The sequence below is a fragment of the Enterobacter chinensis genome (assembly GCF_034008295.1).
Lineage (GTDB): Bacteria > Pseudomonadota > Gammaproteobacteria > Enterobacterales > Enterobacteriaceae > Enterobacter > Enterobacter chinensis.
Window position 1 is genome coordinate 147,941 of sequence record NZ_JARDVI010000002.1, and the last position, 26,286, is coordinate 174,226.

Genomic DNA, 26,286 nt, shown 5'->3' on the forward strand with positions numbered 1-26,286 from the left:
GGCCGCGTTTATGCTAAGCCCACTGCTTCGCCGTTATACCTGGAACAGCACCTGGCTTTATAACGTCAGGATTTTTATCGCGCTTTGCGGCACGGTTGCCCTGCCCTGGTGGCTGAATGATGTCAAACTCACCATTCCGCTCACGCTGGGGGTGGTAGCCGGGGCGCTTGCGGACCTCGACGATCGTCTGGCCGGGCGTTTACGTAACCTGGTTATTACGCTCATCTGCTTTTTTATTGCGTCAGCTTCCGTTGAGCTGCTTTTTCCGTGGCCCTGGCTGTTTGCCCTGGGTCTTACGCTCTCAACCAGCGGGTTCATTTTGCTGGGCGGCCTTGGGCAGCGCTATGCCACCATCGCGTTTGGGGCATTGCTGATCGCCATCTACACCATGCTGGGCGTTTCCCTTTACGACCAGTGGTACCAGCAGCCGGTTCTGCTGTTGCTGGGTGCCATCTGGTATAACCTGCTGACGTTAACCGGTCATCTGATCTTCCCGGTTCGCCCTCTGCAGGATAACCTTGCCCGCAGCTTTGAGCAGCTAGCCCACTATCTGGAACTGAAATCCCGGCTGTTCGACCCGGATATCGAGGAAGAAAGCCAGGCACCGCTCTACGATCTGGCACTGGCAAACGGTCAACTGGTCGCCACCCTAAACCAGACGAAAGCTTCTCTGCTTACCCGTCTACGCGGCGATCGTGGTCAGCGCGGAACGCGACGGACCTTACACTATTATTTTGCCGCGCAGGACATTCATGAACGCGCCAGCTCCTCACATGTTCAGTATGCCGCTCTGCGCGAAAAGTTCCGCTACAGCGACGTGATGTTTCGCTTCCAGCGTCTGCTGTCCATGCAGTCCCAGGCGTGCCAGCAGCTCTCACGCTCCATTCTGCTGCGCACGCCCTATCAGCATGACCCGCGCTTTGAACGCGTATTCAGCCATCTTGATGCGGCCCTCGACCGCGTTCAGGCCAGCGGAACGTCACCTGAACACATCAAAGCACTTGGGTTTCTGCTGAACAACCTGCGGGCAATTGATGCTCAACTGGCGACCATTGAGTCCGAACAAGCAATGGCGCTTCCGGGCAGCGAGGTGGACAATCAGCTTGCTGATGACAGCGTGCACAGCGCTAGCGATATGTGGCTACGGCTGAGCCGAAACTTTACGCCGGAATCGGCTCTCTTTCGCCACGCGGTGAGAATGTCGCTGGTGCTGTGCGTAGGTTATGCCTTTATTCAGATAACCGGGTTGCACCACGGCTACTGGATCCTGTTGACCAGCCTGTTCGTCTGCCAGCCGAACTATAACGCCACCCGTCACCGACTTGCGCTGCGTATTATCGGTACGCTGGTCGGCGTCGCGATTGGCCTGCCGGTGCTCTATTTTGTGCCCTCCGTTGAAGGTCAATTGATCCTGATCGTGATCACCGGCGTGTTGTTCTTCGCGTTTCGCAACGTTCAGTATGCCCATGCCACCATGTTCATCACGTTGCTGGTATTGCTCTGCTTCAACCTGCTGGGTGAAGGGTTTGAAGTCGCCCTGCCCCGCGTGATCGATACGCTGATTGGCTGCGCGATTGCCTGGGCCGCGGTCAGCTTTATTTGGCCGGACTGGCGTTTCCGCAATTTGCCGCGTGTGGTAGACAGGGCGATGAACGCCAACTGTCGATACCTTGACGCGATCCTGGAGCAGTATCACCAGGGCCGCGATAACCGCCTGGCTTACCGGATAGCACGTCGCGATGCGCACAACAGTGATGCAGAACTGGCCTCAGTTGTCTCTAACATGTCAACGGAGCCCCGCGCCACGGCAGAGATTCGTGAGACAGCTTTCCGCCTGCTCTGCCTGAACCATACGTTCACCAGCTACATTTCGACGCTGGGTGCCCACCGTGAGAAACTCACCAACCCGGGTATTCTCAACCTGCTCGATGACGCCGTCTGTTATGTCGATGACGCACTTCATCACCGACCAGCCGATGAGCCACGCGTTCAGCAGGCTCTGGATGAACTGGCTCAACGCATTGCGCATCTGGACCCGGGAAACGACAGCAAAGCGCCGCTGGTTCTGCAGCAAATAGGCCTGCTTATCGCTTTGCTGCCTGAAATTTGCCGGCTGCAACAGCAAATCGCTACCTGGAGGAATGATTCTCCTGTGGCTCAGACAGCGCATTAAACCACTCCGTCAGCTCCCGGCGAATGCCTGCCGGGAGCGCCGCCTCATGCAGACCCTCGATAGCCCCTTCAAGCGCGAAAAGCACTTTAATACTGAGCGCTTTATTTTTCGCCCGCATCTTCAGCCAGCTCGCTCTGGCGCCCAGCGCCCGGAGTGTTTCTTCATTGGTAATACCCGCTTCAAAAAGCAAGACTTCAAGCTGAAACGTCAGGTTCGGCAGGTCCTTAAGCCGATTTCGTTGATGACGCTGGTAGCGCTCTTTTCTTGCCGCACTGAGCGCAAACGAGGAGAGCTGAAGCAGCCGCTCCCTGTCCTGCCACAATCCGTCATCCACACGATAATAGTTGAGTAGCACCGGGCGGCCTCGCTTCATCAGCGTCAAAAAAGAGGCGGCATTTTTTACACAGTATTTTGCACTCTCCTCACAGGCACGAAGATAAAGCTCGCCGTCTGACACCATGGCAAAGACCGCATCATCCACCGCCAGGGTGTAACCGCCAAACAGCGCGCGATGATGGATCTCCCCCAACGGGGAGAGGTATTCCTGGGATTTATAAATCCGTTCATAAGATATCTTTTTCATGATATTTCCCTTCAAAATCATAAAGTAACAACGAAATTTCTTACTAGCGGATCCGTTAGCAGGAAAATAGGCAACTTATCGCCGTTGAGCAAGATGATTTTTCGAGGGGCATCAAGATTGAATGAATTTTGCGAGTCGCTTTCCGAAAATGAGGTTGATCTTTATGCATACAGGGGTTACTGTATATCCATACAGTAACTACAGGGCTGGAATGAATATGCACACTTCAGGCTATGCAAATCGCGCAATCTCTCTCTCTTCTGCCGCAGGCAATGTCTCGCAGAATTCCGTCGAGCGTGTTTCCACAGGGCTTATCAGTGAAGTGGTTTATCGTGAAGACCAGCCCCTGTTAACGCAACTTCTATTGTTGCCGTTATTACAACAGCTCGGTCAGCAATCGCGCTGGCAGCTTTGGCTAACGCCACAGCAAAAGCTGAGCCGTGAGTGGGTTCAGTCCGCCGGCCTGCCGCTGACGAAGGTCATGCAAATTAATCAACTCTCGCCTTGCGATACTGTTGACTCGATGATCCGCGCTTTACGCACAGGAAATTACAGCGTAGTGATTGGATGGTTATCGGAAGAGTTGACGGAAGAGGAACATTTCCGTCTGACTGAAGCTGCTGAAGAAGGGAGTGCGATCGGGTTTATTATGCGTCCGGTTCGATCGGATTCTTACCGCAGAGGACAACTTTCTGGGCTAAAAATTCACTCGAATTTGTATCATTGAGTGAAATTAAGATTTTTCCTGGAATTTTTTTTGACCTCAAGATGCGGTTTTAGTTCCCGGCCTCAAAATTGCGGCAAGGCTTGTCTGGTGCGGTTCTCCTTAATTTTATTGCACAAAATTCGTTCAAGAAATGTTAAATAATATGTATACGGAACTTTTTTTTTCATATGCCTGACGGACTTCACACTTGTAAGTTTTCAGCTACGTTGTAGACTTTACATCGCCAGGGGTGCTCGGCCTAAGCCGAAGATATCGGTAGATTTATATTTGACCACGCCCCCCGGTGAAGGATTTAACCGTGATTCTCTCTTGAGACTTTCATGGCGAATTTTGGATGATAACGAGGCGCAAAAAATGAAAAAGACAGCTATCGCGATTGCAGTGGCACTGGCTGGCTTCGCTACCGTAGCGCAGGCCGCTCCGAAAGATAATACCTGGTATGCAGGTGGTAAACTGGGCTGGTCTCAGTTCCACGACACCGGCTGGTACAACAGCAAACTGAACAATGATGGCCCTACTCACGAGAGCCAGCTTGGTGCAGGTGCGTTCGGTGGCTATCAGGTTAACCCGTATGTTGGTTTTGAAATGGGTTACGACTGGTTAGGTCGTATGCCATACAAAGGCGACACCGTAAACGGCGCTTTCAAAGCACAGGGCGTTCAGCTGACCGCTAAACTGGGTTACCCAGTTACTGACGATCTGGACGTGTACACCCGTCTGGGCGGCATGGTATGGCGCGCTGACTCCAGCAACAGCATCGCTGGCGACGACCATGACACCGGTGTTTCCCCAGTATTCGCTGGTGGCGTTGAGTGGGCTATGACCCGTGACATCGCTACCCGTCTGGAATACCAGTGGGTTAACAACATCGGCGACGGCAACACCGTTGGTGTTCGTCCAGACAACGGCATGCTGAGCGTAGGTGTTTCCTACCGTTTCGGCCAGCAGGAAGAAGCAGCACCAGTTGTTGCTCCAGCGCCGGCTCCAGCTCCAGAAGTACAGACCAAGCACTTCACTCTGAAGTCTGACGTTCTGTTCAACTTCAACAAAGCTACCCTGAAACCAGAAGGTCAGCAGGCACTGGATCAGCTGTACTCCCAGCTGAGCAACCTGGATCCTAAAGATGGTTCTGTAGTGGTTCTGGGCTTCACCGACCGTATCGGTTCTGACGCTTACAACCAGAAACTGTCTGAGAAACGTGCTCAGTCTGTTGTTGATTACCTGATCTCTAAAGGTATTCCAGCTAACAAGATCTCCCCACGTGGTATGGGCGAATCTAACCCAGTTACTGGCAACACCTGTGACAACGTGAAAGCTCGCGCTGCACTGATCGACTGCCTGGCTCCAGATCGTCGCGTAGAGATCGAAGTTAAAGGCATCAAAGACGTTGTAACTCAGCCAGCGGCATAAGTTATCGTCTTATAAAAAAACCCCGCAATGCGGGGTTTTTTATTATCTGAAGAAAACAAAAATCTACTTTTTACCCAACAGAGCCTGAAGATCGTTCTTCAGTGTCGACATCTGGTTGGCGTACTTCTCTTTATGTTCGGCATCCTCAATCAACTGCACGATAGTTTCCGACAGCGTTTTGCCACGGCGTTGCGCCAGCCCTGCCAGGCGCTGCCAGACAACAAACTCCAGATCGATTGATTTTTTTCGAGTGTGCTGATGCTCAGCGTTAAAATGCCGTTTGCGCCGCGCGCGGATAGTTTGCTTCATGCGGTTTAACAGCGCAGGATTGATGTGTTTCTCAATCCAGCCGTTGACCTGTACCGGTTCATTTTCGAGGGTCAGCAAAATATCCACGGCTTCTTGCGCAGCGCTGGCTTCGATGTAGCAGGTGATCAGCTCCCCTTCACGGTGCTTTTTGACCAGGTACTTCCATTTCCAGCCGCTTTCGAGATTTTCCAGTTGTTGATATTTCATTGCGATCTCAGTGTTACCACGTAACTCTGTTCAGAATATCAGTTTTTTAGCAATCTGCTGAAAAGAAATCATATCCTGTGAGTGAATGCAGCCAATCCCCCTCTCGAAATCCCCAATCCTGCTTGGGTAGTGCCCCCCGCTTACGGTATACTCCACGCTTTTACATCTGACTAAAAAACATCAACTTTGACCATTACGAAACTTGCATGGCGTGACCTTGTTCCGGATACCGAAAGTTATCAAGAACTGTTTGCACAGCCAGATCTCGCAAAAGAACACGAATTCATCCTTAGCGATACGCAGCCACGTTTGCATTATGCGCTGGAGCAGGTGTTAAGCCCGTGGGCAACAGCCCCCTTCATGCTGCTCAAAGCCCCGGAAGAAGCGGAATACCTGACGCTGCTTGGGGATGCCGTGCGTCAGCTGCAGCCGGAATCGAACGCAGTCTTTGGCGGCCAATATCGTATCGCGGGACATGATGTCACTTTCGAACCCACCGCTCAGGCTGATGGCCGTTTTGCCGTTAAGGGCGAGGTGGTTACAGCTAACTGGGCCGAGGCTGAACAACTCTTTGGTTGTCTGCGCCAGTTTAACGGTGAACTGTCGCTGCAGCCGGGGCTGGTACATCGCGCAAATGGCGGTGTTCTCATCATCTCACTGCGCACCCTGCTCTCGCAGCCGCTGCTGTGGATGCGTCTGAAAACCATCGTGCACCAGCAACGTTTCGACTGGGTCGGCTACGATGAGTCTCGTCCTCTGCCTGTCTCTGTTCCGTCTATGCCGCTGTCTCTGACCGTCGTACTGACGGGCGATCGTGAATCTCTCGCGGACTTCCAGGAAATGGAGCCGGAACTGGCTGAGCAGGCGGTGTATAGCGAATACGAAGACAACATCCAGATTGCCGATGCCGACGATATGGCGCAGTGGTGCCAGTGGGTGATGGCCGTTGCTGAACGTTTTGCGTTGCCAACGCCAGCGGCTGACGCGTGGCCAGGCTTGATTCGCGAAGCGGTGCGCTATACCGGTGACCAGGAAACGCTGCCACTCTGCCCGCTCTGGATCGGCAAACAGCTGCGTGAAGTGGGTGTTATCAGCGGTAACGGTGCTTTCAGCGGAGAACAGCTTGTACAGATGCTGGCTCAGCGAGAGTGGCGAGAAGGCTATCTTGCAGATCGTATGCAGGATGAAATTCTGCTGGAACAAATTCTGGTGGAGACCGAAGGCGAACGCGTTGGGCAGATCAACGCCCTGTCAGTGATTGAGTTCCCTGGCCATCCGCGCGCATTCGGGGAGCCGTCCCGCATCAGCTGCGTTGTGCATATTGGCGATGGTGAATTCACCGATATCGAACGCAAAGCCGAACTGGGCGGAAACATCCACGCGAAAGGCATGATGATCATGCAGGCGTTTTTGATGTCAGAGCTGCAGCTCGAGCAACAAATCCCCTTCTCCGCCTCGCTGACGTTTGAGCAGTCCTACAGCGAAGTGGATGGCGATAGCGCCTCTATGGCAGAGCTGTGCGCCTTAATCAGCGCCCTGGCGGAAGTGCCGATCAATCAGAACATCGCCATCACCGGCTCGGTGGATCAATTCGGTCGTGCTCAGCCAGTAGGAGGCCTCAATGAAAAAATTGAAGGTTTCTTCTCCATCTGCCAGCAGCGCGGTTTAAACGGCAAACAGGGTGTGATCATTCCTGCTCCCAACGCACGCCATTTAAGCCTCAGCCAGGAAATTCTGGAGGCGGTTGAACAAGCGCAATTCACCATCTGGGCCATCGAAGGGATTGAGGATGCACTACCCTTACTGACAAACCTGGTATGGGATGGCGAAGGGCAGACCACCCTGATGCAGACTATCCAGGAGCGAATTGCTCAGGCGACACAGCAGGATGCTCGTCATCGTTATCCATGGCCGTTACGCTGGTTGGGCTGGTTCAGTTCGAACTGATCGGACTTGTTCAGCGTACACGTGTTAGCTATCCTGCGTCCTTCACTAAAATAAGGCTTATTGAGAACATGGTAGATAAACGCGAATCCTATACAAAAGAAGATCTTCTTGCCTCTGGTCGCGGTGAACTGTTTGGCGCTAATGGCCCGCAGTTACCGGCCCCGAACATGCTGATGATGGACCGTGTCGTGAAAATGACCGAAACCGGCGGCAACTTCGATAAGGGTTACGTAGAAGCAGAACTCGATATTAACCCGGACCTGTGGTTCTTCGGTTGCCACTTTATTGGCGATCCGGTAATGCCTGGCTGTCTGGGCCTGGATGCAATGTGGCAGCTGGTTGGCTTCTATCTGGGCTGGCTGGGTGGTGAAGGTAAAGGTCGCGCACTGGGCGTGGGCGAAGTGAAATTCACCGGCCAGGTTCTGCCTACAGCGAAGAAAGTGACTTATCGTATTCACTTCAAGCGCATCGTTAACCGTCGCCTGATTATGGGCCTGGCGGATGGCGAAGTGCTGGTAGATGGTCGTCTGATCTACAGCGCAAGCGACCTGAAAGTGGGCCTGTTCCAGGACACTTCCGCGTTCTGATATTGCTTATCGCGACCCCGGAAAGGCGAAACCTCCGCATTGCGGAGGTTTCTTTTTTAAAGAGACGCTATCAAGCAAGTACTGCCCTGTCTCCGATGGCTTCTCGCCAGCCCCCCAACCATTGAGACCTTTGGTTCAAAGTCTGATAGGGACACATTTCTTTAGAACGTCCGGCGATGCCAGCCTGATAACCACGTTGATGAGCCCGTTCCAGGCGATCTCGTTTCTGTCTCTTCATGCCTCGTTTCCCTCATTCTTTTGTCTGGTGGAAAGAAAACAGTGTCTGCACTAAATGCACAGGCACAGATAACGAATACCCCGAATTAGTCGCAGCGTCAATGTTCAAAATTCATACGGGTGTCATATTTGTGAGCTAGCTGGAAGATCATTTGTACAAAAATTGTGACGCGGCACAAGTAACAATCTGAAGTGAAAACGAAAAAAAAACCGCAATCAGCGACAGGCCAATTGCGGTTTTTGATGATGAATTTTACTTATGGCATCCGGGAAATTTCCCTTGCGATGCTGGCTGACTCCTGCGCCCAACCCTGAGCCAGCACTTTCACCATTTCATCATAGCCATCTTTCTGCTGCTTGAGCTCCAGATGGAAAGGACGCTTGATGAGCTGGCCCTGATGATTCAGCAACCACTCCCCGCTGATCACTACCGCACCGTCATAACGCCCGTGGAAGCCCGTTACCGTAACGTTCAGCGTATCCTGATCGTTGCCCAGCGGCTGCGAAGCGACAACCCAACCCGGAAGCTGACTGCCCAGATTAGCCACCAGCGTGTTGCGCAGCTGCTGATCCAGCGGGCTGGCCCACAGGTTGTTTGTTGCAATCGCGTATTTTACGTCGCTGGTCTGGTAGACCACGCCGTTTCCTGCCAGATAATCCGGCACGGCAACCTGCTCAACCCACAGCTGACGGTTTCCCTGACTGGCCGTGCTTTGTCCACCACTTTGGGTAGCAACAGGCAGCTGATAGTAGCTTTTGTTTTCTACACCTGAACTGCACGCCGTTAACAGCAGAGCGCCAACCATCAATAGCCACTTATTCATTCTTTTGCCCTCTTCGGCTCAGGATCCTTTTTATCTTTCGCTTCGAATACCAGCGCGTTGCTCTTCTCGTTAAGCGTTTTCAGAACTGGCTGCAGTTCACGCAAGACCTGATCAAGACGCTGCATATCCGCCACCATCTTGTTGTATGCCGCTGAGCCTGGCTGGAAGCCCTGCATGCTGCGGTTCAGTTCACGCAGCGTTTTCTGCATGTCCTGCGGCAGTTGCTGCATACTCTGGCTTGCCGTGATCTTGTTGATGTTATCCAGCGTCGTTTGCAGGCGGCGCATCGTTGCCTGGCTTTCGCTGAGCGAGTTCGTTGCCGCTTCAATCATCGGATTCAGTGGCAGATTATTAATCTTATCCAGTGTTTCCATCAGACGCTGCTGGATTTGGGCCAGACCGCTACTCACCGTTGGAATGATTTTGTAACCACCAAATTCACGGATACCGGTAATCGGCGGCGCTTTTGGATAGAAGTCCATATCCACATACAGCGCACCGGTCACCAGGTTGCCCGTCTTCAGCGACCCGCGCAGACCGCGCTCCATCAGTTGGGAGATATGGGTGGCAATATCCTGATTCTCGCCAATCTGGTTAAGCAGACGTTCCGGCTCGATGCGAATCAGCACCGGAATGCGATAATCATCGTCCAGCATCTGGCTCAGGCCAGGTACAAAGAACGGAACTTGTCCAACCGTACCAAGACGAATACCGCGGAACTCAACAGGCGCCCCCGGCTGCAGGCCACGCACGGAGTCTTTAAAGAACATAAGGAAGTCAACGTGGTCGGTATAGAGCGCATCCTGAATGCTTCGCTGATCGTCAAACAGGCGGAAAGCGGTATTCTCTGCAACCGGCTGCCCCAAATCCAGGCCTTCCGGGACGTCAAAACTCACGCCACCGCCAAACAGCGTGGTCAGCGAGCCCATTTCAACGCGCATACCCGCCGAGGTGAGATCCACCGCAATACCGCTGTCTTTCCAGAAACGGACGTTGCTGGTGACCAGTCGATCGTTTGGCGCATTGATGAAGAGCTGATAGCTGATCGCTCTTTTCTGTGGATCAAACGTGCTTTTCTCTACCGACCCGACGCGGTAGCCGCGGAACAGTACCGGATCGCCTGCCGTGAGCTGGCCCGCTTTTTTGCTGTCGAGGATCACGCGGATACCCTTGGCATCAGGCGGCGCAAGCGGTGGCGAATCCAGAAGCTGGTATTGGCCAGGCTGGTTACCCTTCGTGCCGGGCTGCAGCTCAATATAGGCCCCCGAGAGCAGCGTTCCTAAGCCGCTGATCCCTTCACGTCCCACCTGCGGTTTAACGACCCAGAAAACGGAATCGCCATGCAGCAGTTTTTCCATGCCGGCATTAAGGCGCGCCTTAATCTCCACATGGGTTAAATCGTCGGTCAGGGTTGCGCTTTCGACCACGCCCACATCCACGCTACGGCTTTTGATGGTCGTTTTACCGCCCTCAATCCCCTCGGCATTGGTGGTAATAAGCGTAACTTCCGGTCCCTGATGGCTGTAATGATAAAACAGGATCCATGCACCAATCAGCGCCGTCACGATGGGAAAAATCCACACCGGTGACCAGTTTTTGACCTTCTGCACTTTCGCCTCTCCACTCTTATTTTCCATGCTCTTACTCTTCCTCATGGCTTGATTCAGGCTCACGATCCCACGATAAACGAGGGTCGAAGGTCATGGCCGCAAACATGGTCATAATCACGACCAGCGCAAACATTAAAGCCCCCATCGCGGGATAAATACTCATCAAACCGCCCATCCGCACCAGTGCAGAAAGAACGGCGATGACAAACACGTCAATCATTGACCAGCGTCCGACAAACTCGACAACTTCATAGATCAGGTGCATACGTTCGCTGTCGCGTTTACCGTGGCCTTTCGCATCCCAACAAAGCCAGGCGATCGCGATCATTTTTAAGGTTGGCACCATAATACTGGCGATAAAAATGACGCCGGCAACCGGATAAGAACCTTCCCCCCACAGCAATACCACCCCGGCCAGGATCGTCGAGGGCATTTTGTCGCCGAGCAAATCGGTGATCATGATCGGCAGAATATTGGCCGGTAAGTACAGCATGATGGACGTGACTAACAGCGCCATCGTCCACTGAAGACTATTTTTACGGCGTACGTGACCTTTCGTTTCGCAGCGCGGACAAACGTCGAGATCGGCGGGAAGCACGGCGGTGCAGCATGGGCAAGAACGCAGCCCCTGACGAATACCCGGAACGCCGACTTTCACCGTTTGCGAAAGGGTCGGTGCCGGGGCGATATCGTCCCACACCCAACGCCTGTCTACGCACTGGAATGCGCGCAACTGCAGGACGCAATACAAACACCAGGGAATAAAGCTGCTGCCAATCCCCACGTCGCCGTACGCCATCAGCTTCACGAAGCTGACCAGAATGCCCGCCAGAAAGATCTCGGCCATCCCCCAGCTTTTTAGCTGAAAGAGGATACGCGCGAGCCTGACTTTTAGTGATGTCGGCAACCTGACGCGGTTCACCAGCATCAGGATAACGACCAGGCAAAAAGCCGGGACTATCTGGACAAACAGGAGAAAAAAGGTGCCGAGGCTGGCGTAATCTTCTGAGAACATCACGCCCGGAATTTCGAGTAAATCCACCTGGCTGGTCATCCCGCCCACCTTCATATAGATAAAGGGGAAGAGATTGGAGAGCAGCAGCATAAACAATGCTGCCAGAGCGTAAGCAGTGGGACGCTGCCGCGGCGCGTCCCACTCGGTTGTCAACGTCGCGCCGCAACGTGGACACAGGGCTTTATGTCCGTGACCAAGCTCTGGCAACGCCACGAGCATATCGCATTGCGAGCATAATATATGCCTGTCGGCATGGTGCTGGTCACACATATTTTATCCCTGTTTACGCGCCGTTTTTCAGAGACTCAAGGTACTCCCAGCGCTCAAAGGCTTCCTCCAGGGCTTTTTCAGCCGCGGACATATCAGCCAGTACTTTTTGAGTATAGTCATGCGATTGGGTAAAGAATGACGCATCAGCAACCTGTTTTTGCAGATCCTCAAGCGCGGCCTCCAGCTCTTCAAGACGCTGCGGTAGCCCCTCCAGTTCGCGCTGCAGGTTATAGCTTAGTTTAGCCGATGTTTTCTTGACAGTTTCTGCTTTTGTTACAGCAGGTTCAGAACTTATTTTGGACTTTGACTGTTTCTGCGCCAGAGACTGTGACTGCTGCCCTTTTGCATCGTGATAACCGCCTACATATTGGCCAATTCGGCCTTCACCTTCGAAGATCCAGCACTCGGTCACGGTGTTATCAACGAACTGACGATCGTGGCTGACCAGCATCACGGTACCCTGATAACCGTCAATCAGTTCTTCCAGCAGTTCCAGCGTTTCGACATCCAGGTCGTTCGTCGGTTCATCGAGGATCAAAAGGTTGCTTGGCTTCAGGAACAAACGCGCCAGAAGAAGACGATTTCGCTCACCGCCTGACAGCGCGCGCACCGGCGTCATCGCACGTTTAGGATGGAACAGGAAGTCCTGCAGGTAGCCCAGCACATGGCGCGGCTTACCGTTTACCATGACCTCCTGCTTACCTTCGGCGAGGTTATCCATCACCGTTCTGTCTGGGTCCAACTCTGCACGGTGCTGGTCGAAGTAGGCTACTTCCAGCTTTGTGCCGCAGTGAACACGGCCGCTGTCAGCCTGCAGCTGACCGAGCATCAGCTTGAGCAACGTGGTTTTACCACAGCCGTTCGGGCCAATGAGGGCAATTTTATCGCCACGCTGCACCTGAGCGGAGAAGTCTTTCACCAGAACTTTTCCATCGACCTGGTAATCCACATTTTCCATTTCAAAGACAATTTTACCGGAACGGGATGCCTCTTCGACCTGCATCTTCGCACTTCCCATCACTTCACGGCGAGCGCTGCGCTCGTTACGCATCGCTTTCAGGGCACGCACGCGGCCTTCGTTACGGGTACGGCGGGCTTTGATGCCCTGACGGATCCAGACCTCTTCCTGTGCCAGCTTGCGGTCAAACTCAGCATTTTGCAGCTCTTCCACGCGCAGGTTTTCTTCTTTTTCCAGCAGATAGGTATCGTAATCGCCAGGATAAGTCACCAGTTTGCCGCGATCGAGATCGACAATACGCGTCGCCATATTGCGGATAAACGAACGGTCGTGCGAGATAAAGATGATGGTGCCGTTAAAGGTTTTCAGGAACCCTTCCAGCCAGTCAATCGCTTCGATATCCAGGTGGTTGGTCGGTTCATCCAGCAACAGCACCTTTGGGCCGCTGACCAGAGCACGCCCAAGCGCCGCTTTACGCAACCAGCCGCCGGAGAGCGCCGACAGCTCCATATCCGCATCCAGACCTAACTGATCCAGCACTTCGGTGATACGGCTTTCAAGCTGCCACAGACCGTGATGATCCAGAAGCTCCTGCAGACGTGCCATCTCATTGAGATTTTTTTCACTTGGGTCGGTCATCACAAGATGTGAAATTTCGTGATAGCCCTTCAGGTATTCAGCTTGCTCAGAAATCCCTTCTGCAACGAAATCATAAACGGTACCCGCCACGTTACGAGGAGGATCCTGCTGCAGACGGGAGACAATCAGATCCTGCTCGTAAACGATACGGCCATCATCCAGCCCCTGTTCACGGTTGAGGATTTTCATCAGCGTGGATTTACCCGCGCCGTTACGGCCTACAAGACAGACGCGTTCGTTGTCTTCAATATGCAGTTCAGTATCATCGAGAAGTGGCGCATCGCTAAAAGAGAGCCACGCGCCGTGCATGCTAATTAATGACATTTATATTTCCTTTCAGACCGCTGAGATTAACCAGCAGTTATGGATCTGACGGTTACGGGCAAAGTCCTGAGACAGCGTTTTCTGGCTGATTTCTTGCGCTTTCAGTCCCAGCGTGGCTAAGCCTTCATGATCCATGCGGAAGCCGCGTTTGTTGTTCGAGAACATAATGGTGCCGCCTTTACGCAGCAGGCGTTTCAGGTCGGTCATCAGGCGCAGGTGATCGCGTTGAACATCAAAGCTATCCTCCATACGCTTGGAGTTGGAGAAGGTCGGCGGATCGATAAAGATCAGATCGAACTGCTCGTCGGTATCACGCAGCCAGCCCAGCACGTCGGCCTGCATCAGGCGATGCTGGCGTCCGGTCAGGCCGTTCAGACGCAGGTTGCGCTCCGCCCACTCCAGATAGGTGCGAGACATATCCACCGTGGTGGTGCTGCGCGCCCCGCCCAGACCTGCATGCACGCTGGCGCTGCCGGTGTAGGAGAACAGGTTAAGGAAGTCTTTACCCTTGCTCATCTGGCCCAGCATGCGGCGGGCGATACGGTGATCGAGGAACAGGCCGGTATCCAGATAGTCGGTCAGGTTTACCCACAGGCGTGCGTTGTACTCGCCCACTTCGATAAAGTCGCCCTTCTCGCCCATCTTCTGGTACTGATTTTTCCCTTTCTGACGCTCGCGGGTTTTCAGTACCAGTTTGTTTGGCGCAATGCCCAGCACGGCGATGGTCGCCGCAATAACGTCCAGCATGCGCTGACGCGCTTTTTGCGCATCAATGGTTTTCGGTGGAGCATACTCCTGAATCACCACCCAGTCCGCGTAGCGGTCAACCGCCACGTTGTACTCCGGTAGGTCGGCATCGTACAGGCGGTAGCATTCAATCCCTTCCTGCTTCGCCCATTTTTCATATTTCTTCAGGTTCTTACGCAGACGGTTAGCGTAATCTTCCGCCACGCCCGACGGCTTACTGTCCGCGGCTTTCTCCGCCAGATGATAGTTTTTCTGCACGCAGTCCAGCGGGCCGTTTTTCGCCTTAAACTGGCGATCGGCACGCAGCTGCAGGCAGCTCAACAGTTCCGGTGAGGCGCTAAACAAAGAAAGATTCCACCCGCCGAAATAGTCTTTCATGTTGCGGCCCAGCAGGCTATGCAGGGCGATCAGCGCCGGTTCGCTGTCCAGACGCTCGCCATATGGCGGGTTGCTGATCACGGTACCGTATGGGCCTTTTGGCAGCGGGTTAGTCAGGTTAGCCACGTCTTTTACTTCGAGGGTGACCAGCTCACCGATACCGGCGCGACGGGCGTTGCTGCGCGCGCGTTCAATAACGCGAGGGTCGCTATCAGAGCCGTAGAAGTGAGAGGTGTACTCCGCCAGGCCTTTACGCGCGCGAGTCTGCGCGTCGTCTTTGACCTCTTTCCAGAGTGCTTCATCGTGCTGTGCCCAGCCTTTGAAGCCCCAGTGCCCGCGGTGCAGGCCCGGCGCGCGGTCGGTGGCCAGCATTGCCGCTTCAATCAGCAATGTACCGGAACCACACATCGGGTCGAGCAGCGGCGTGCCCGGCTGCCAGCCGGAGCGCATCACAATGGCAGCGGCCAGGGTTTCTTTGATTGGCGCCATACCGGTGCGATCGCGGTAGCCGCGAAGATGCAGACCCGCCCCGCTCAGATCGAGGGAAATACTTGCGGTATCACCGTTCAGCCAGACGTTAATACGCAGATCGGGATTTTCACGATCGACGTTAGGTCGTTCCTTATTTTTACGGGTGAAGCAGTCCACAATGGCGTCTTTGACGCGCAGGGCACCGTACTGGCTGTTGCGGATCTCGTCGTTCACGCCGTTGAAATGCACCGCAAAGGTGGCATTTGGCGTGAAGATCTCTGTCCAGTCGATCATCTGTACGCCGGTATAGAGATCAAGGTCGCTATAGACCTTGCACTCCTTCATCGGCAGCATGATGCGCGACGCCAGACGGCTCCACATCAGGCTCTGGTAAATAAGCCGCGTGTCGCCCTCAAAATGGACACCACCCTGAACCACCTGGCACTCTTTCGCGCCAAGGCTTTCCAGTTCAGTTTTTAACAGCTCTTCCAGCCCACGGGCCGTACTGGCAAACAGAGAATTCATATCGTCACTTTTACTCTTAGAAAATTGTCGCGCATTATAGCTAATATGGCGTGTATGTCATAAAGTTGAAGGCTTATTTTCATTCGAGGGACTGTGCAGTGGCGACGTTATCCAGGCTTTTTATTCATCCGGTGAAATCCATGCGCGGCATCGGCGTCTCTCACGCGCTGGCCGACATGAGCGGATTCGCCTTCGATCGTATCTTCATGGTCACCGAGCCGGACGGTACGTTTATTACCGCACGCCAGTTCCCGCAGATGGTTCGCTTTACCCCTTCCCCGCTTCATGACGGTTTGCATCTTACCGCGCCGGACGGCGAAAGCCGGGTGATTCGCTTTGCTGATTTTGCGCCTGTCGATGCGCCAACGGAAGTGTGGGGCAATCATTTTACCGCGCGCATCGCCCCGGAAGAGACTAACCGCTGGCTCAGCGGCTTCTTCTCCCGCGACGTGCAGCTGCGCTGGGTCGGTCCGTCGCTCACGCGCCGCGTTAAGCGTCACGATGCGGTTCCGCTCTCCTTTGCAGATGGTTTCCCTTTCCTGCTCACCAATGAAGCTTCACTGCGCGACCTGCAGCACCGCTGCAAAGCCAGCGTTCAGATGGAACAGTTCCGTCCGAACCTGGTGGTGACGGGTGCCGACGCCTGGGAAGAAGACACCTGGAAAGTGATCCGCATCGGCAGCGTCATTTTCGACGTGGTTAAGCCATGCAGCCGCTGTATCTTTACCACCGTGAGCCCGGAGAAAGGCCTGAAGCACCCTTCCGGCGAGCCGCTGAAAACATTACAGTCATTCCGTACCGCGCAGGACAACGGCGATGTTGATTTCGGTCAGAACCTGATCCCGCGCTCCAGCGGCGCTATCCGCGTTGGTGATGAGGTAGAGATACTTGCCCGAGGGCCAGCAAGAGTGTACGGCTCAGGTCAGGAGGAGGAATTCGTCGACGTTGAGACGCCGATCAGCTCAGCGGTTGATATTCACTGGCAGGGCAACGTCATTCGGGGTAATAACCAGCAGGTTTTGCTTGAGCAACTGGAACAAGCGGGGATCCGCATACCGTATTCCTGTCGCGCTGGGATCTGTGGCTGCTGTCGAATCAAGCTGGTAGAGGGCGAGGTCAGTGCGCTGAAAAAATCTGCGATTGCTGAAGACGGGACCATTCTGTGCTGCAGCTGTATCCCAAAAACATCGGTACAGCTGGAGGCTTAAACAGCCTGTTCCAGGCTGAAGGCATCCACGCGAAGCTGGGGCTTCAGCCTGTCGTTCATCACCTTAATGGCATCTCCTAGCTGCATCGTCCGCCCGGCAATCGTCACGCCGGGCTGCGCCAGCAAACAGAGCGCGGCATTGTCTCCTGGCTCTACCACCAGCAGGCTCACCTCTTCTGCGGTATCGCTCAGATTTACGCTGGCTGCATCACCCGTTGCCGGGGTCCAGTTCATACCGTGCGCAAGGAAATGCCAGCTTTTTGGCATTTGCGGTTTCAGGAAACGGATAGCCACCAGGGCATTTAATACCAGTTCGGCACGCTGCTCTTTAGAGAGAACCAGATCGCGGCATTTTTCCTCAAAGGAGAAATAAAGCGCAGCGTCATCAACGCAAAAGCCTGACGGGGAAAACGCGTCCGGGGTTAACATTCGACGGGCAAAACGAGAACGAAACAACATGCCATTGGCTAAATCAAGCATCATTCGGTCATGCTCGTCGCAAAAATACCAGCGCCAGTTATCGTCAGGTTTAATACGCATGTCTCTCTCCCGTCCCCAAACGTCCTGTTCTAAAAATGTCCTGTTTGCCGCCTCGTTTATAACAACATTAATAAAAGACCATAATGTCTAAATAAGCAACAATGACGGAATATAAAACAACCAGGGCTGGAAATAAAGCCCTGGTTGTCTGATTAGGAAAAAAGATTAGATATGCGTAACGATTTCTTTAATCAACTGCGGCCCTTTAAAAATAAAGCCGGAATAAATTTGCACCAGCGATGCTCCCGCCGCCATCTTCTCGCGTGCAGCAATCACTGAGTCAATGCCGCCAACGCCAATAATCGGCAGGCGTCCTTTTAATTCAGCAGACAGGGCGCGAATAATTTCGGTGCTTTTTAATTGTACCGGGCGGCCACTTAACCCACCCGCTTCGTCACAGTTTTTCATTCCCTGAACGAGGGAACGATCGAGCGTGGTATTGGTTGCAATCACGCCATCAATATTATGACGAACTAAACTGTCGGCAACCTGGATCAATTCTTCAGCAGAAAGATCCGGGGCGATCTTAACCGCCACCGGAACATATTTATGGTGGATCGCCTGGAGCTCATTTTGTTTATTTTTAATGGCACTCAGAAGATCGTCCAGCGCTTCGCCATATTGTAAGGAACGCAGCCCCGGGGTATTGGGTGAGGAAATATTCACCGCAATATAACCGGCATAGGCGTAGACTTTTTCCATACAAATCAGATAGTCATCTTTACCTTGTTCAACCGGCGTATCTTTATTTTTGCCGATATTGATACCTAATATCCCATCAAAATGGGCTTTTTTTACGTTCTCAACAAGGTAATCAACACCGTGGTTGTTGAAACCCATGCGGTTGATCAGCCCTTCGGCTTCAACCAGACGGAACAGGCGCGGCTTGTCATTTCCCGGCTGCGGGCGCGGGGTGACGGTACCGATTTCGAGGGAGCCAAAGCCCATTGCGCCCAGGGCGTCAATGCACTCGCCATTTTTGTCCAGACCGGCCGCCAGACCCAGCGGGTTTTTAAAGGTCAGACCCATGCACTGCACAGGTTTTTCCGGCACATTCTGACGCACCAGAGCGGCCAGCGGCGTTCCGGTAATACGACGTAATTGCTGGAATGTAAATTCATGAGCGCGCTCAGGGTCGAGCTGGAAAAGGGCTTTACGAACGAAGGGGTAGTACATGAACTCTCCTGGATTCCCGGTGTGCAAACCGGGAGGGGATTATGGGCGATCGCAGCGCGAAAGGGAATTGACCTGCGGCAAAAAACCCGCGTAAAACGCAATCGTTTACCTGGTGAGGCATTTCTTATGCTCTTTTTCGCATTTTAATTGCAGATAAATCATTTAGTGGAATAACCGCGCGGTGTCACACTCCTGAAAATTGTTATGAATGTTAGATAAAAGCAAACAATTAGTTATAAGGAGGAAGTATGCGCGTCATTACTCTGGCCGGAAGTCCACGATTCCCTTCGCGTTCCAGCGCCCTGCTGGAATATGCCCGTGAAAAGCTCCATGCCCTGGATGTGGAAGTGTGCCACTGGAACCTGCATAACTTCGAACCTGAGGATCTGCTCTACGCTCGTTTTGACAGCCCCGCGCTCAAAACCCTGACGGAACAGCTTAAAGGCGCTGACGGTTTAATCGTGGCAACGCCTATTTATAAAGCCTCTTTTTCCGGTGCACTGAAAACCCTGCTTGACCTGCTTCCCGAACGCGCGCTGGATGGCAAAGTGGTGTTGCCCCTGGCCACAGGCGGCACAGTGGCCCATTTACTGGCGGTGGATTATGCCCTGAAGCCGGTCCTGAACGCGTTGAAAGCGCAGGAGATCCTCCACGGCGTCTTCGCGGATGACTCCCAGGTCATTGACTATCAGCACAAACCTCACTTTACGCCAAATCTGCAAACCCGCCTCGATAACGCTCTGGAAACCTTCTGGCATGCCCTGCACCGCAGGGATATCCAGGCCCCGGCGTTTGATCAGCCTCAAGGAGTCGCCCATGTTTAAAACGTTAACCCGTATCGGGCTGGCAGGTCTGATGGCGCTTACGTCGCTGGCCCATGCTGCAGAAACATCACCTGAAAGTTTACGCATTGGTTATCAAAAAGGCAGCGTGAGCATGGTGCTGGCAAAAAGCCACCAGCTTCTGGAAAAACGCTTCCCGGACACCAAATTCTCCTGGGTTGAGTTCCCTGCAGGTCCCCAGATGCTGGAGGCCCTGAACGTTGGCAGTATCGATCTCGGCAGTACAGGCGATATCCCGCCGATATTCGCCCAGGCCGCGGGGGCGGACCTCGTCTATGTCGGCGTTGAGCCGCCCAAACCGAAGGCAGAAGTGATTCTTGTCCCTGAAAATAGCGACATTAAAAGCGTCGCCGATCTTAAAGGTCATAAAGTCGCGTTCCAGAAAGGTTCCAGCTCGCATAACCTGCTGCTGCGCGCCCTGCAGGAAGCCGGGCTCAAGTTCACTGATATTCAGCCTGTTTACCTGACGCCCGCCGACGCCCGCGCCGCGTTCCAGCAGAAGAACGTTGATGCCTGGGCCATCTGGGATCCGTACTACTCCGCCGCACTGCTACAGGGCGGCGTGCGGGTACTTAAAGATGGCACCACGCTGAAACAGACCGGTTCGTTCTACCTTGCCGCAAGGCCGTATGCGGAAAAGAACGGTGCATTTATTCAGGGTGTCCTTGATACCTTTACCCAGGCCGATGCGCTGACCCAGAGCCAGCGTCAGGCGAGTATTGCCCTGCTGGCGAAAACCATGGGCTTGCCTGAACCGGTGATTGCGAGCTATCTCAGCCATCGTCCGCCGACCACCATTACGCCTGTGGACGCGCACGTCGCCGCACTTCAGCAACAAACCGCTGACCTCTTCTATCAAAATCACCTGGTTCCTAAGCAGGTGGATATTCGTGAACGTATCTGGCAACCCGCAGGCAAAGAAGGAACAAAATCATGAGTCTGAATCTTTTCTGGTTTTTACCCACCCACGGTGATGGACACTATCTTGGTACAGAAGAGGGGTCACGCCCGGTTGACCATGGCTATTTGCAGCAGATTGCGCAGGCGGCGGACCGAATCGGTTTTACCGGCGTGCTGATCCCGACCGGACGGTCATGTGAAGATGCCTGGCTGGTCGCCGCGTCGATGATCCCGGTCACCCAGCGTCTGAAGTTCCTGGTCGCGTTACGCCCGAGCGTCGTCTCCCCCACCGTGGCGGCGCGTCAGGCGGCAACTCTGGACAGGCTTTCCAACGGACGAGCCCTGTTTAACCTGGTGACGGGCAGCGATCCGCAGGAGCTGGCGGGTGATGGCGTGTTCCTCGACCATACCGAGCGCTATGAAGCCTCCGCCGAGTTCACCCGCGTCTGGCGGCGTCTGCTGGAAGGTGAAACCGTCACCTTTGAAGGCAAGCATATTCACGTTCGTGACGCGAAACTCTACTTCCCACCGGTGCAGCAACCGCGCCCGCCCCTCTACTTTGGCGGATCGTCGGATGTGGCGCAGGACCTGGCGGCAGAGCAAGTCGACCTTTATCTGACCTGGGGCGAACCGCCCGAGCTGGTGAAAGAAAAAATTGCCCAGGTACGCGCTAAAGCGGCCGCCCATGGCCGCAAGGTGCGCTTCGGCATTCGCCTGCATGTGATTGTGCGTGAAACTAATGAAGAAGCCTGGCAGGCGGCCGACCGTCTGATTTCCCATCTGGATGATGAGACCATCGCGAAAGCCCAGGCCGTGTTTGCCAAAACCGACTCCGTTGGACAGCACCGGATGGCGTCCCTGCACAACGGCAAGCGCGAGAATCTGGAGATCAGTCCGAACCTGTGGGCGGGCGTCGGTCTGGTGCGCGGCGGCGCGGGCACAGCGCTGGTCGGCGACGGTCCGACCGTGGCAGCACGTATTAATGAATACGCAGACCTTGGGATCGACAGCTTTATTCTCTCTGGTTATCCACACCTGGAAGAGGCTTACAAAGTGGGCGAGCTGTTATTCCCGCATCTGGATGTTGCCATTCCGGAAATTCCGCAGCCGCAGCGGCTTCAGCTTCAGGGCGAAGCCGTGGCAAATGAATTTATCCCCCGAAAAGCCGCACAGAGCTAAGGAGTGACCATGTCTGCCACCTCACAAAAATGGCTGCTGCGCGCCGCGCCGTGGTTTTTACCCGTCGGCATTGTGGCTCTCTGGCAGCTCGCGTCGTCCACCGGCTGGCTGTCGAGCCGTATTCTGCCCTCTCCGGAGGGCGTCGTCGAAGCCTTCTGGTCGCTGAGCGTCAGCGGGGAGCTGTGGCAGCATCTGGCGATCAGCTCCTGGCGCGCCGTGATTGGATTTTCCATCGGCGGCAGCATCGGCCTGGTTCTGGGTTTGATCAGTGGTCTTTCCCGCTGGGGCGAGCGGCTGCTGGATACGTCCATTCAGATGCTGCGTAATGTTCCGCATCTGGCGCTGATCCCGCTGGTGATTTTGTGGTTTGGTATTGATGAGAGCGCCAAGATCTTCCTCGTGGCGCTGGGCACGCTGTTCCCGATTTACATCAATACCTGGCACGGCATCCGCAATATCGATCGCGGCCTGGTCGAGATGGCGCGCAGCTACGGTTTATCAGGCTTCGCGCTTTTTACCCACGTCATTCTCCCCGGTGCCCTGCCCTCCATTATGGTTGGGGTGCGTTTTGCGCTCGGCCTGATGTGGCTGACGCTGATTGTCGCGGAAACCATTTCAGCCAACTCTGGCATTGGTTATCTGGCGATGAACGCCCGCGAGTTCCTGCAAACGGACGTGGTCGTGGTCGCCATTATCCTTTACGCCCTGCTCGGCAAGCTTGCCGACGTCAGCGCCCAGTGGCTGGAGCGCAGCTGGCTGCGCTGGAATCCGGCCTACACCACTCAGGAGGCGAAAGCATGAACACTGCCCGACTGACTCAGGGTACACCGCTGTTGCTCAGCGGCGTGACCAAACGCTACGGTGAAAACACCGTTCTTAACGGGCTGGATCTGCATATTCCAGCCGGGCAATTTGTGGCCGTTGTCGGGCGCAGCGGCGGCGGCAAGAGTACGCTGTTACGTCTTTTAGCGGGGCTGGAGTCCCCCAACGGCGGCGAAATTCTGGCAGGCACGACGCCGCTGGCCAATATTCAGGACGATACCCGCATGATGTTTCAGGATGCGCGTCTGCTGCCCTGGAAGACCGTGATGGATAACGTCGGACTGGGACTGAAGGGCAACTGGCGGGACGAAGCCCGTCGGGCGCTGGCCGCCGTAGGGCTGGAACACCGTGCAGGTGAATGGCCTGCGGCGCTGTCGGGTGGACAAAAGCAGCGTGTGGCACTCGCCCGGGCGTTAATCCATCGCCCCGGCCTGCTGTTGCTTGATGAGCCGCTCGGCGCACTCGATGCCCTGACGCGGATCGAAATGCAGGATTTGATTGGATCGCTGTGGCAGGAGCATGGTTTTACGGTGTTGCTGGTCACCCATGACGTGAGCGAAGCCGTCGCGATGGCTGACCGGGTGCTGTTAATAGAAGAAGGAAAAATTGGTCTGGATGTGACGGTCGATCTTCCTCGCCCTCGTCGTGTCGGTTCGGCAAGACTGGCGGAGCTGGAGGCAGAAGTGCTGGATCGGGTGATGAAGCGTGGGGTGAATGAGCGCGCGTTGATTAAAGCTAATGCCTGATGCCCTCACCCCCGGCGCTCTCCCATGGGGAGAGGGAGAAAACATTAAAAACGGCAACCGAGGTTGCCGTTTTGCTTTTACCTGCCCACCGGGCAATTTTTTATCACGCTAAGGCTTTAGCAATCTTCTCGTACAAATCACCAGACAGATTTTCCAGCCCTTTCAGCTGCTCAAGCGCGGCACGCATCTTCGCCTGACGCTTCGCGTCGTAGCGTTTCAGACGGATCAGCGGCTCAATCAGGCGCGACGCCACCTGCGGGTTACGGCTGTTCAGCTCGGTCAGCATTTCCACCATAAACTGATAACCGCTGCCATCTTCGGCGTGGAACGCGGCCGGGTTGCTGCTGGCAAACGCACCAATCAGGGAGCGCACGCGGTTTGGGTTGCTCATGGTAAAGGAACGATGCTTCAGCAGGCTACGAACGGTGCTGAGTGCATCTTCCGCCGGGCTGGTTGCCTGCAGAATGAACCACTTATCCATCACCAGACCATCCTGATGCCACTTATCGTCGTACTCCTGCATCAGCGCATCACGGCAAGGCAGTTCGGCGGCGACGCTTGCACCCAGCGCAGCCAGCGCGTCGGTCATGTTATCCGCTTCGTGATACTGCTTGCTCACCAGGGTGTTCGCCAGCTCAGTTTCACCAAACGCCAGATAGCGCAGGCAGGTATTACGCAGAGAACGTTTACCGATGTCCGCATGTTCTACGCGATACTCATCCAGCTTGTTGACGTTATAGATTGCCAGGAACTCATCGGCAAGCTCGGTCGCCAGTGTACGGGTCAGTGCTTCACGCACCGCCACGATAGCGATCGGGTCGATAATATCAAACAGCTCGGCGATTTCGCTGGCAGACGGCAGCGTCAGGATTTCAGCCGCCAGTGCCGGGTCAATCTTCTCATCCAGCAGGATCGCGCGGAACGCGTCAGCCACATGAACTGGCAGCGACAGCGGCTGGCCCTGCTGATGACGATTCACGTTCAGCTTGATGTAGGTCGCGAGCAGGCTTTGCGCCGCATCCCAGCGGGAGAAGTCGTTGCGCGCGTGACGCATCAGGAACGTTAGCTGCTGATCGCTCCACTTGTACTCCAGTTTGACTGGCGCTGAGAATTCGCACAGCAGCGCCGGCACCGGCTGGAAGTAGACGTTATCGAAGATAAAGGTCTGCTCGGCCTGGGTCACGTTGAGTACGTGATGTACGGGGTGGCCCCCTTTCTGCAGCGGGATCACTTTACCTTCGTTGTCATACAGCTCAATACTGAACGGAATGTGCAGCGGATATTTCTCTTCCTGCTCGGCCGTCGGCGGCGTGCGCTGGCTAATCGTCAGGGTGTACTGCTCGGTTTCCGGATTGTAATCGTCTTTGACGGTGACAACTGGCGTACCGGCCTGGCTGTACCAGCGGCGGAAATGAGAGAGATCGACATTAGAGGCATCTTCCATCGCCTGAACAAAATCGTCGCAGGTGGCCGCGCTGCCGTCATGACGCTCAAAGTAAAGCTGCATCCCTTTCTGGAAGTTCTCTTCCCCCAGCAGGGTGTGGATCATGCGGATAATTTCAGCGCCTTTCTCATACACCGTCAGGGTGTAGAAGTTGTTCATCTCAATGACTTTATCCGGGCGGATCGGGTGCGCCATTGGGCTGGCATCTTCCGCAAACTGCAGGCCGCGCATGGTACGCACGTTGTTGATGCGGTTCACCGCGCGTGAACCCAGATCGGAGCTGAACTCCTGGTCACGGAAGACGGTCAGGCCCTCTTTCAGGCTCAGCTGGAACCAGTCGCGGCAGGTGACGCGGTTACCAGTCCAGTTATGGAAATACTCGTGCCCGATGACGCGTTCGATATCGAGATAATCTTTATCAGTGGCAGTATCGGTACGCGCCAGCACGTATTTGGAGTTAAAGACGTTAAGGCCTTTGTTCTCCATTGCCCCCATGTTGAAGAAATCGACGGCGACGATCATATAGATGTCGAGGTCATATTCGAGGCCGAAGCGCTCTTCGTCCCACTTCATGGAGTTGATGAGCGAGGTCATCGCCCACGGTGCGCGGTCCAGGTTGCCGCGGTCAACAAACAGCTCCAGCGCCACCTCGCGACCTGAGCGCGTTTTGAAAGTATCACGAAGCACGTCGAAATCACCCGCCACCAGCGCAAACAGGTAGCACGGTTTCGGGAACGGATCCTGCCACTGAACCCAGTGACGGCCATTTTCCAGCTCCCCTTCACCCACGCGGTTACCATTGGAGAGCAGGAATGGGTAGAGCGTTTTATCGGCAATGATTTTGGTGGTGAAGCGCGCCAGAACGTCCGGGCGGTCCAGATACCAGGTAATGTGACGGAACCCTTCCGCTTCACACTGGGTGCACAGCGCCACGCCAGACTGGTAAAGCCCTTCCAGCGCCGTGTTGGCGGCAGGGCTGATTTCATTCACGATGCGCAGCGTAAAATGTTCCGGCAGGTTGTCGATGACCAGCTGGTTGTTTTCTTCTTTATAGTCAGACCACGCTTCATCATTAATATGTAGGGAGACCAGCGTCAGGTCTTCGCCATCCAGACGCAGCGGTACGGCAGTAGCGCTATGGCGCGTTACCTGGCTCACCGCCGTCACAACGGTTTTAGTGGCATCCAGGTCAAAAGTCAGATCGATATCGCTAATCAGGTAATCCGGCGCACGGTAGTCGTGGCGGTATTTGGCTTGTGGCTGTTGTGTCATAGAAAACCTTATGCATCGTTTGTCGAGTAACGTTTCAATATATTCCTGTTGTGTAAAACGCGCTATGCAGAATGTTCATCTTTTCAGGTACAAAACCCTTTTTTGCTACATTTATATAACACGGGGCACAAAATGCCCTCGACCATAAAACGCGCTTATGTTGTGATCGGGGTTCAATAAATCACTAAACAAGGTATACTCCGGAGTTGTTTATTGT

The 26,286-nt window shown here is 54.5% G+C and carries 22 protein-coding genes; 11 read left to right on the top strand and 11 right to left on the bottom strand.

Going from position 1 to position 26,286, the window contains the following annotated elements:
- The first annotated feature begins 10 nt into the window (after nt 1–10).
- Entirely contained in the window at nt 11–2,173 is a 2,163-nt protein-coding gene (gene yccS, locus PYW49_RS05705; RefSeq protein WP_134349197.1) for a YccS family putative transporter, read from the top strand.
- Here yccS and PYW49_RS05710 read toward each other — a convergent pair.
- Nucleotides 2,130–2,756, bottom strand: a complete 627-nt coding sequence (locus PYW49_RS05710; RefSeq protein WP_134349198.1) for a TfoX/Sxy family DNA transformation protein — start codon at nt 2,754–2,756, stop codon at nt 2,130–2,132. The genes yccS and PYW49_RS05710 overlap by 44 nt on opposite strands.
- Nucleotides 2,757–2,973: 217 nt before the next feature.
- On the opposite strand from PYW49_RS05710, the gene sulA reads away from it, so the two are divergent.
- Together sulA and ompA are read left to right on the top strand one after the other, a co-directional pair.
- The gene (gene sulA / locus PYW49_RS05715; protein WP_134349394.1) at nt 2,974–3,483 is read left to right on the top strand and encodes an SOS-induced cell division inhibitor SulA; all 510 of its coding nucleotides are present in this window, start codon (nt 2,974–2,976) and stop codon (nt 3,481–3,483) included.
- Nucleotides 3,484–3,837: 354 nt separating this feature from the next.
- A complete protein-coding gene (gene ompA, locus PYW49_RS05720; RefSeq protein WP_134349199.1) occupies nt 3,838–4,893 on the top strand; it encodes a porin OmpA in 1,056 nt (351 codons plus the stop codon).
- 63 nt (nt 4,894–4,956) lie between these two features.
- On the opposite strand, the gene matP is transcribed toward ompA, so the two are convergent.
- Nucleotides 4,957–5,409: a macrodomain Ter protein MatP gene (gene matP / locus PYW49_RS05725; RefSeq protein ID WP_008499929.1), complete on the bottom strand. Its 453-nt coding sequence runs from the start codon at nt 5,407–5,409 to the stop codon at nt 4,957–4,959.
- A gap of 186 nt (nt 5,410–5,595) precedes the next feature.
- Between matP and PYW49_RS05730 the strand changes: the two genes are divergently transcribed.
- Together PYW49_RS05730 and fabA are read left to right on the top strand one after the other, a co-directional pair.
- Complete coding sequence (locus PYW49_RS05730; protein ID WP_134349200.1) at nt 5,596–7,356, top strand: AAA family ATPase; 1,761 nt, start codon at nt 5,596–5,598, stop codon at nt 7,354–7,356.
- A 68-nt stretch (nt 7,357–7,424) separates the two neighbouring features.
- Nucleotides 7,425–7,943: a 3-hydroxyacyl-[acyl-carrier-protein] dehydratase FabA gene (fabA, locus tag PYW49_RS05735; protein ID WP_047347377.1), complete on the top strand. Its 519-nt coding sequence runs from the start codon at nt 7,425–7,427 to the stop codon at nt 7,941–7,943.
- A gap of 70 nt (nt 7,944–8,013) precedes the next feature.
- Here fabA and rmf read toward each other — a convergent pair whose 3' ends face one another.
- From rmf to rlmKL, 6 genes are all read right to left on the bottom strand, one after another.
- Nucleotides 8,014–8,181 (bottom strand): ribosome modulation factor, encoded by a 168-nt coding sequence (rmf, locus tag PYW49_RS05740; protein ID WP_010429337.1) that lies wholly within the window; start codon nt 8,179–8,181, stop codon nt 8,014–8,016.
- A gap of 256 nt (nt 8,182–8,437) precedes the next feature.
- Nucleotides 8,438–9,004: a membrane integrity-associated transporter subunit PqiC gene (gene pqiC / locus PYW49_RS05745; RefSeq protein ID WP_134349201.1), complete on the bottom strand. Its 567-nt coding sequence runs from the start codon at nt 9,002–9,004 to the stop codon at nt 8,438–8,440.
- Nucleotides 9,001–10,641 (bottom strand): intermembrane transport protein PqiB, encoded by a 1,641-nt coding sequence (gene pqiB, locus PYW49_RS05750; protein WP_134349202.1) that lies wholly within the window; start codon nt 10,639–10,641, stop codon nt 9,001–9,003. The genes pqiC and pqiB overlap by 4 nt, the downstream gene beginning before the upstream one ends.
- Before the next feature lie 4 nt (nt 10,642–10,645).
- Nucleotides 10,646–11,899 carry a membrane integrity-associated transporter subunit PqiA gene (pqiA, locus tag PYW49_RS05755; RefSeq protein ID WP_320385937.1) on the bottom strand — a complete coding sequence of 418 codons (1,254 nt, stop codon included), beginning with the start codon at nt 11,897–11,899 and terminating at the stop codon, nt 10,646–10,648.
- A 13-nt stretch (nt 11,900–11,912) separates the two neighbouring features.
- Nucleotides 11,913–13,820 (bottom strand): ABC transporter ATP-binding protein, encoded by a 1,908-nt coding sequence (locus PYW49_RS05760; RefSeq protein ID WP_320385938.1) that lies wholly within the window; start codon nt 13,818–13,820, stop codon nt 11,913–11,915.
- 12 nt (nt 13,821–13,832) lie between these two features.
- A complete protein-coding gene (rlmKL, locus tag PYW49_RS05765; protein ID WP_134349205.1) occupies nt 13,833–15,941 on the bottom strand; it encodes a bifunctional 23S rRNA (guanine(2069)-N(7))-methyltransferase RlmK/23S rRNA (guanine(2445)-N(2))-methyltransferase RlmL in 2,109 nt (702 codons plus the stop codon).
- 98 nt (nt 15,942–16,039) lie between these two features.
- Between rlmKL and PYW49_RS05770 the strand changes: the two genes are divergently transcribed.
- Entirely contained in the window at nt 16,040–17,149 is a 1,110-nt protein-coding gene (locus PYW49_RS05770) for a YcbX family protein (protein WP_320385939.1), read from the top strand.
- Here PYW49_RS05770 and zapC read toward each other — a convergent pair.
- Both zapC and pyrD read right to left on the bottom strand, forming a co-directional pair.
- Nucleotides 17,146–17,688: a cell division protein ZapC gene (gene zapC, locus PYW49_RS05775; protein ID WP_134349207.1), complete on the bottom strand. Its 543-nt coding sequence runs from the start codon at nt 17,686–17,688 to the stop codon at nt 17,146–17,148. The two genes, PYW49_RS05770 and zapC, sit on opposite strands and share 4 nt — an antisense overlap.
- A gap of 165 nt (nt 17,689–17,853) precedes the next feature.
- On the bottom strand, nt 17,854–18,864 hold the full coding sequence (gene pyrD, locus PYW49_RS05780) for a quinone-dependent dihydroorotate dehydrogenase (protein ID WP_320385940.1): 1,011 nt from the start codon (nt 18,862–18,864) through the stop codon (nt 17,854–17,856).
- 248 nt (nt 18,865–19,112) lie between these two features.
- Here pyrD and ssuE point away from each other — a divergent pair, with 248 nt between their 5' ends.
- Genes ssuE through ssuB form a run of 5 tightly spaced genes read left to right on the top strand, consistent with a single transcriptional unit; the run spans nt 19,113 to nt 23,353 of the window.
- On the top strand, nt 19,113–19,688 hold the full coding sequence (ssuE, locus tag PYW49_RS05785) for an NADPH-dependent FMN reductase (RefSeq protein ID WP_320385941.1): 576 nt from the start codon (nt 19,113–19,115) through the stop codon (nt 19,686–19,688).
- A complete protein-coding gene (locus tag PYW49_RS05790) occupies nt 19,681–20,643 on the top strand; it encodes a sulfonate ABC transporter substrate-binding protein (RefSeq protein ID WP_320385942.1) in 963 nt (320 codons plus the stop codon). The genes ssuE and PYW49_RS05790 overlap by 8 nt, the downstream gene beginning before the upstream one ends.
- Nucleotides 20,640–21,785, top strand: coding sequence for an FMNH2-dependent alkanesulfonate monooxygenase (gene ssuD / locus PYW49_RS05795; protein WP_320385943.1), 1,146 nt, complete (start codon nt 20,640–20,642; stop codon nt 21,783–21,785). The genes PYW49_RS05790 and ssuD overlap by 4 nt, the downstream gene beginning before the upstream one ends.
- A gap of 9 nt (nt 21,786–21,794) precedes the next feature.
- Complete coding sequence (ssuC, locus tag PYW49_RS05800; RefSeq protein WP_134349211.1) at nt 21,795–22,586, top strand: aliphatic sulfonate ABC transporter permease SsuC; 792 nt, start codon at nt 21,795–21,797, stop codon at nt 22,584–22,586.
- Nucleotides 22,583–23,353 carry an aliphatic sulfonates ABC transporter ATP-binding protein gene (gene ssuB, locus PYW49_RS05805; protein WP_320385944.1) on the top strand — a complete coding sequence of 257 codons (771 nt, stop codon included), beginning with the start codon at nt 22,583–22,585 and terminating at the stop codon, nt 23,351–23,353. The genes ssuC and ssuB overlap by 4 nt, the downstream gene beginning before the upstream one ends.
- Before the next feature lie 103 nt (nt 23,354–23,456).
- On the opposite strand, the gene pepN is transcribed toward ssuB, so the two are convergent.
- Complete coding sequence (gene pepN, locus PYW49_RS05810) at nt 23,457–26,069, bottom strand: aminopeptidase N (protein WP_134349213.1); 2,613 nt, start codon at nt 26,067–26,069, stop codon at nt 23,457–23,459.
- Nucleotides 26,070–26,286: the final 217 nt, after the last annotated feature.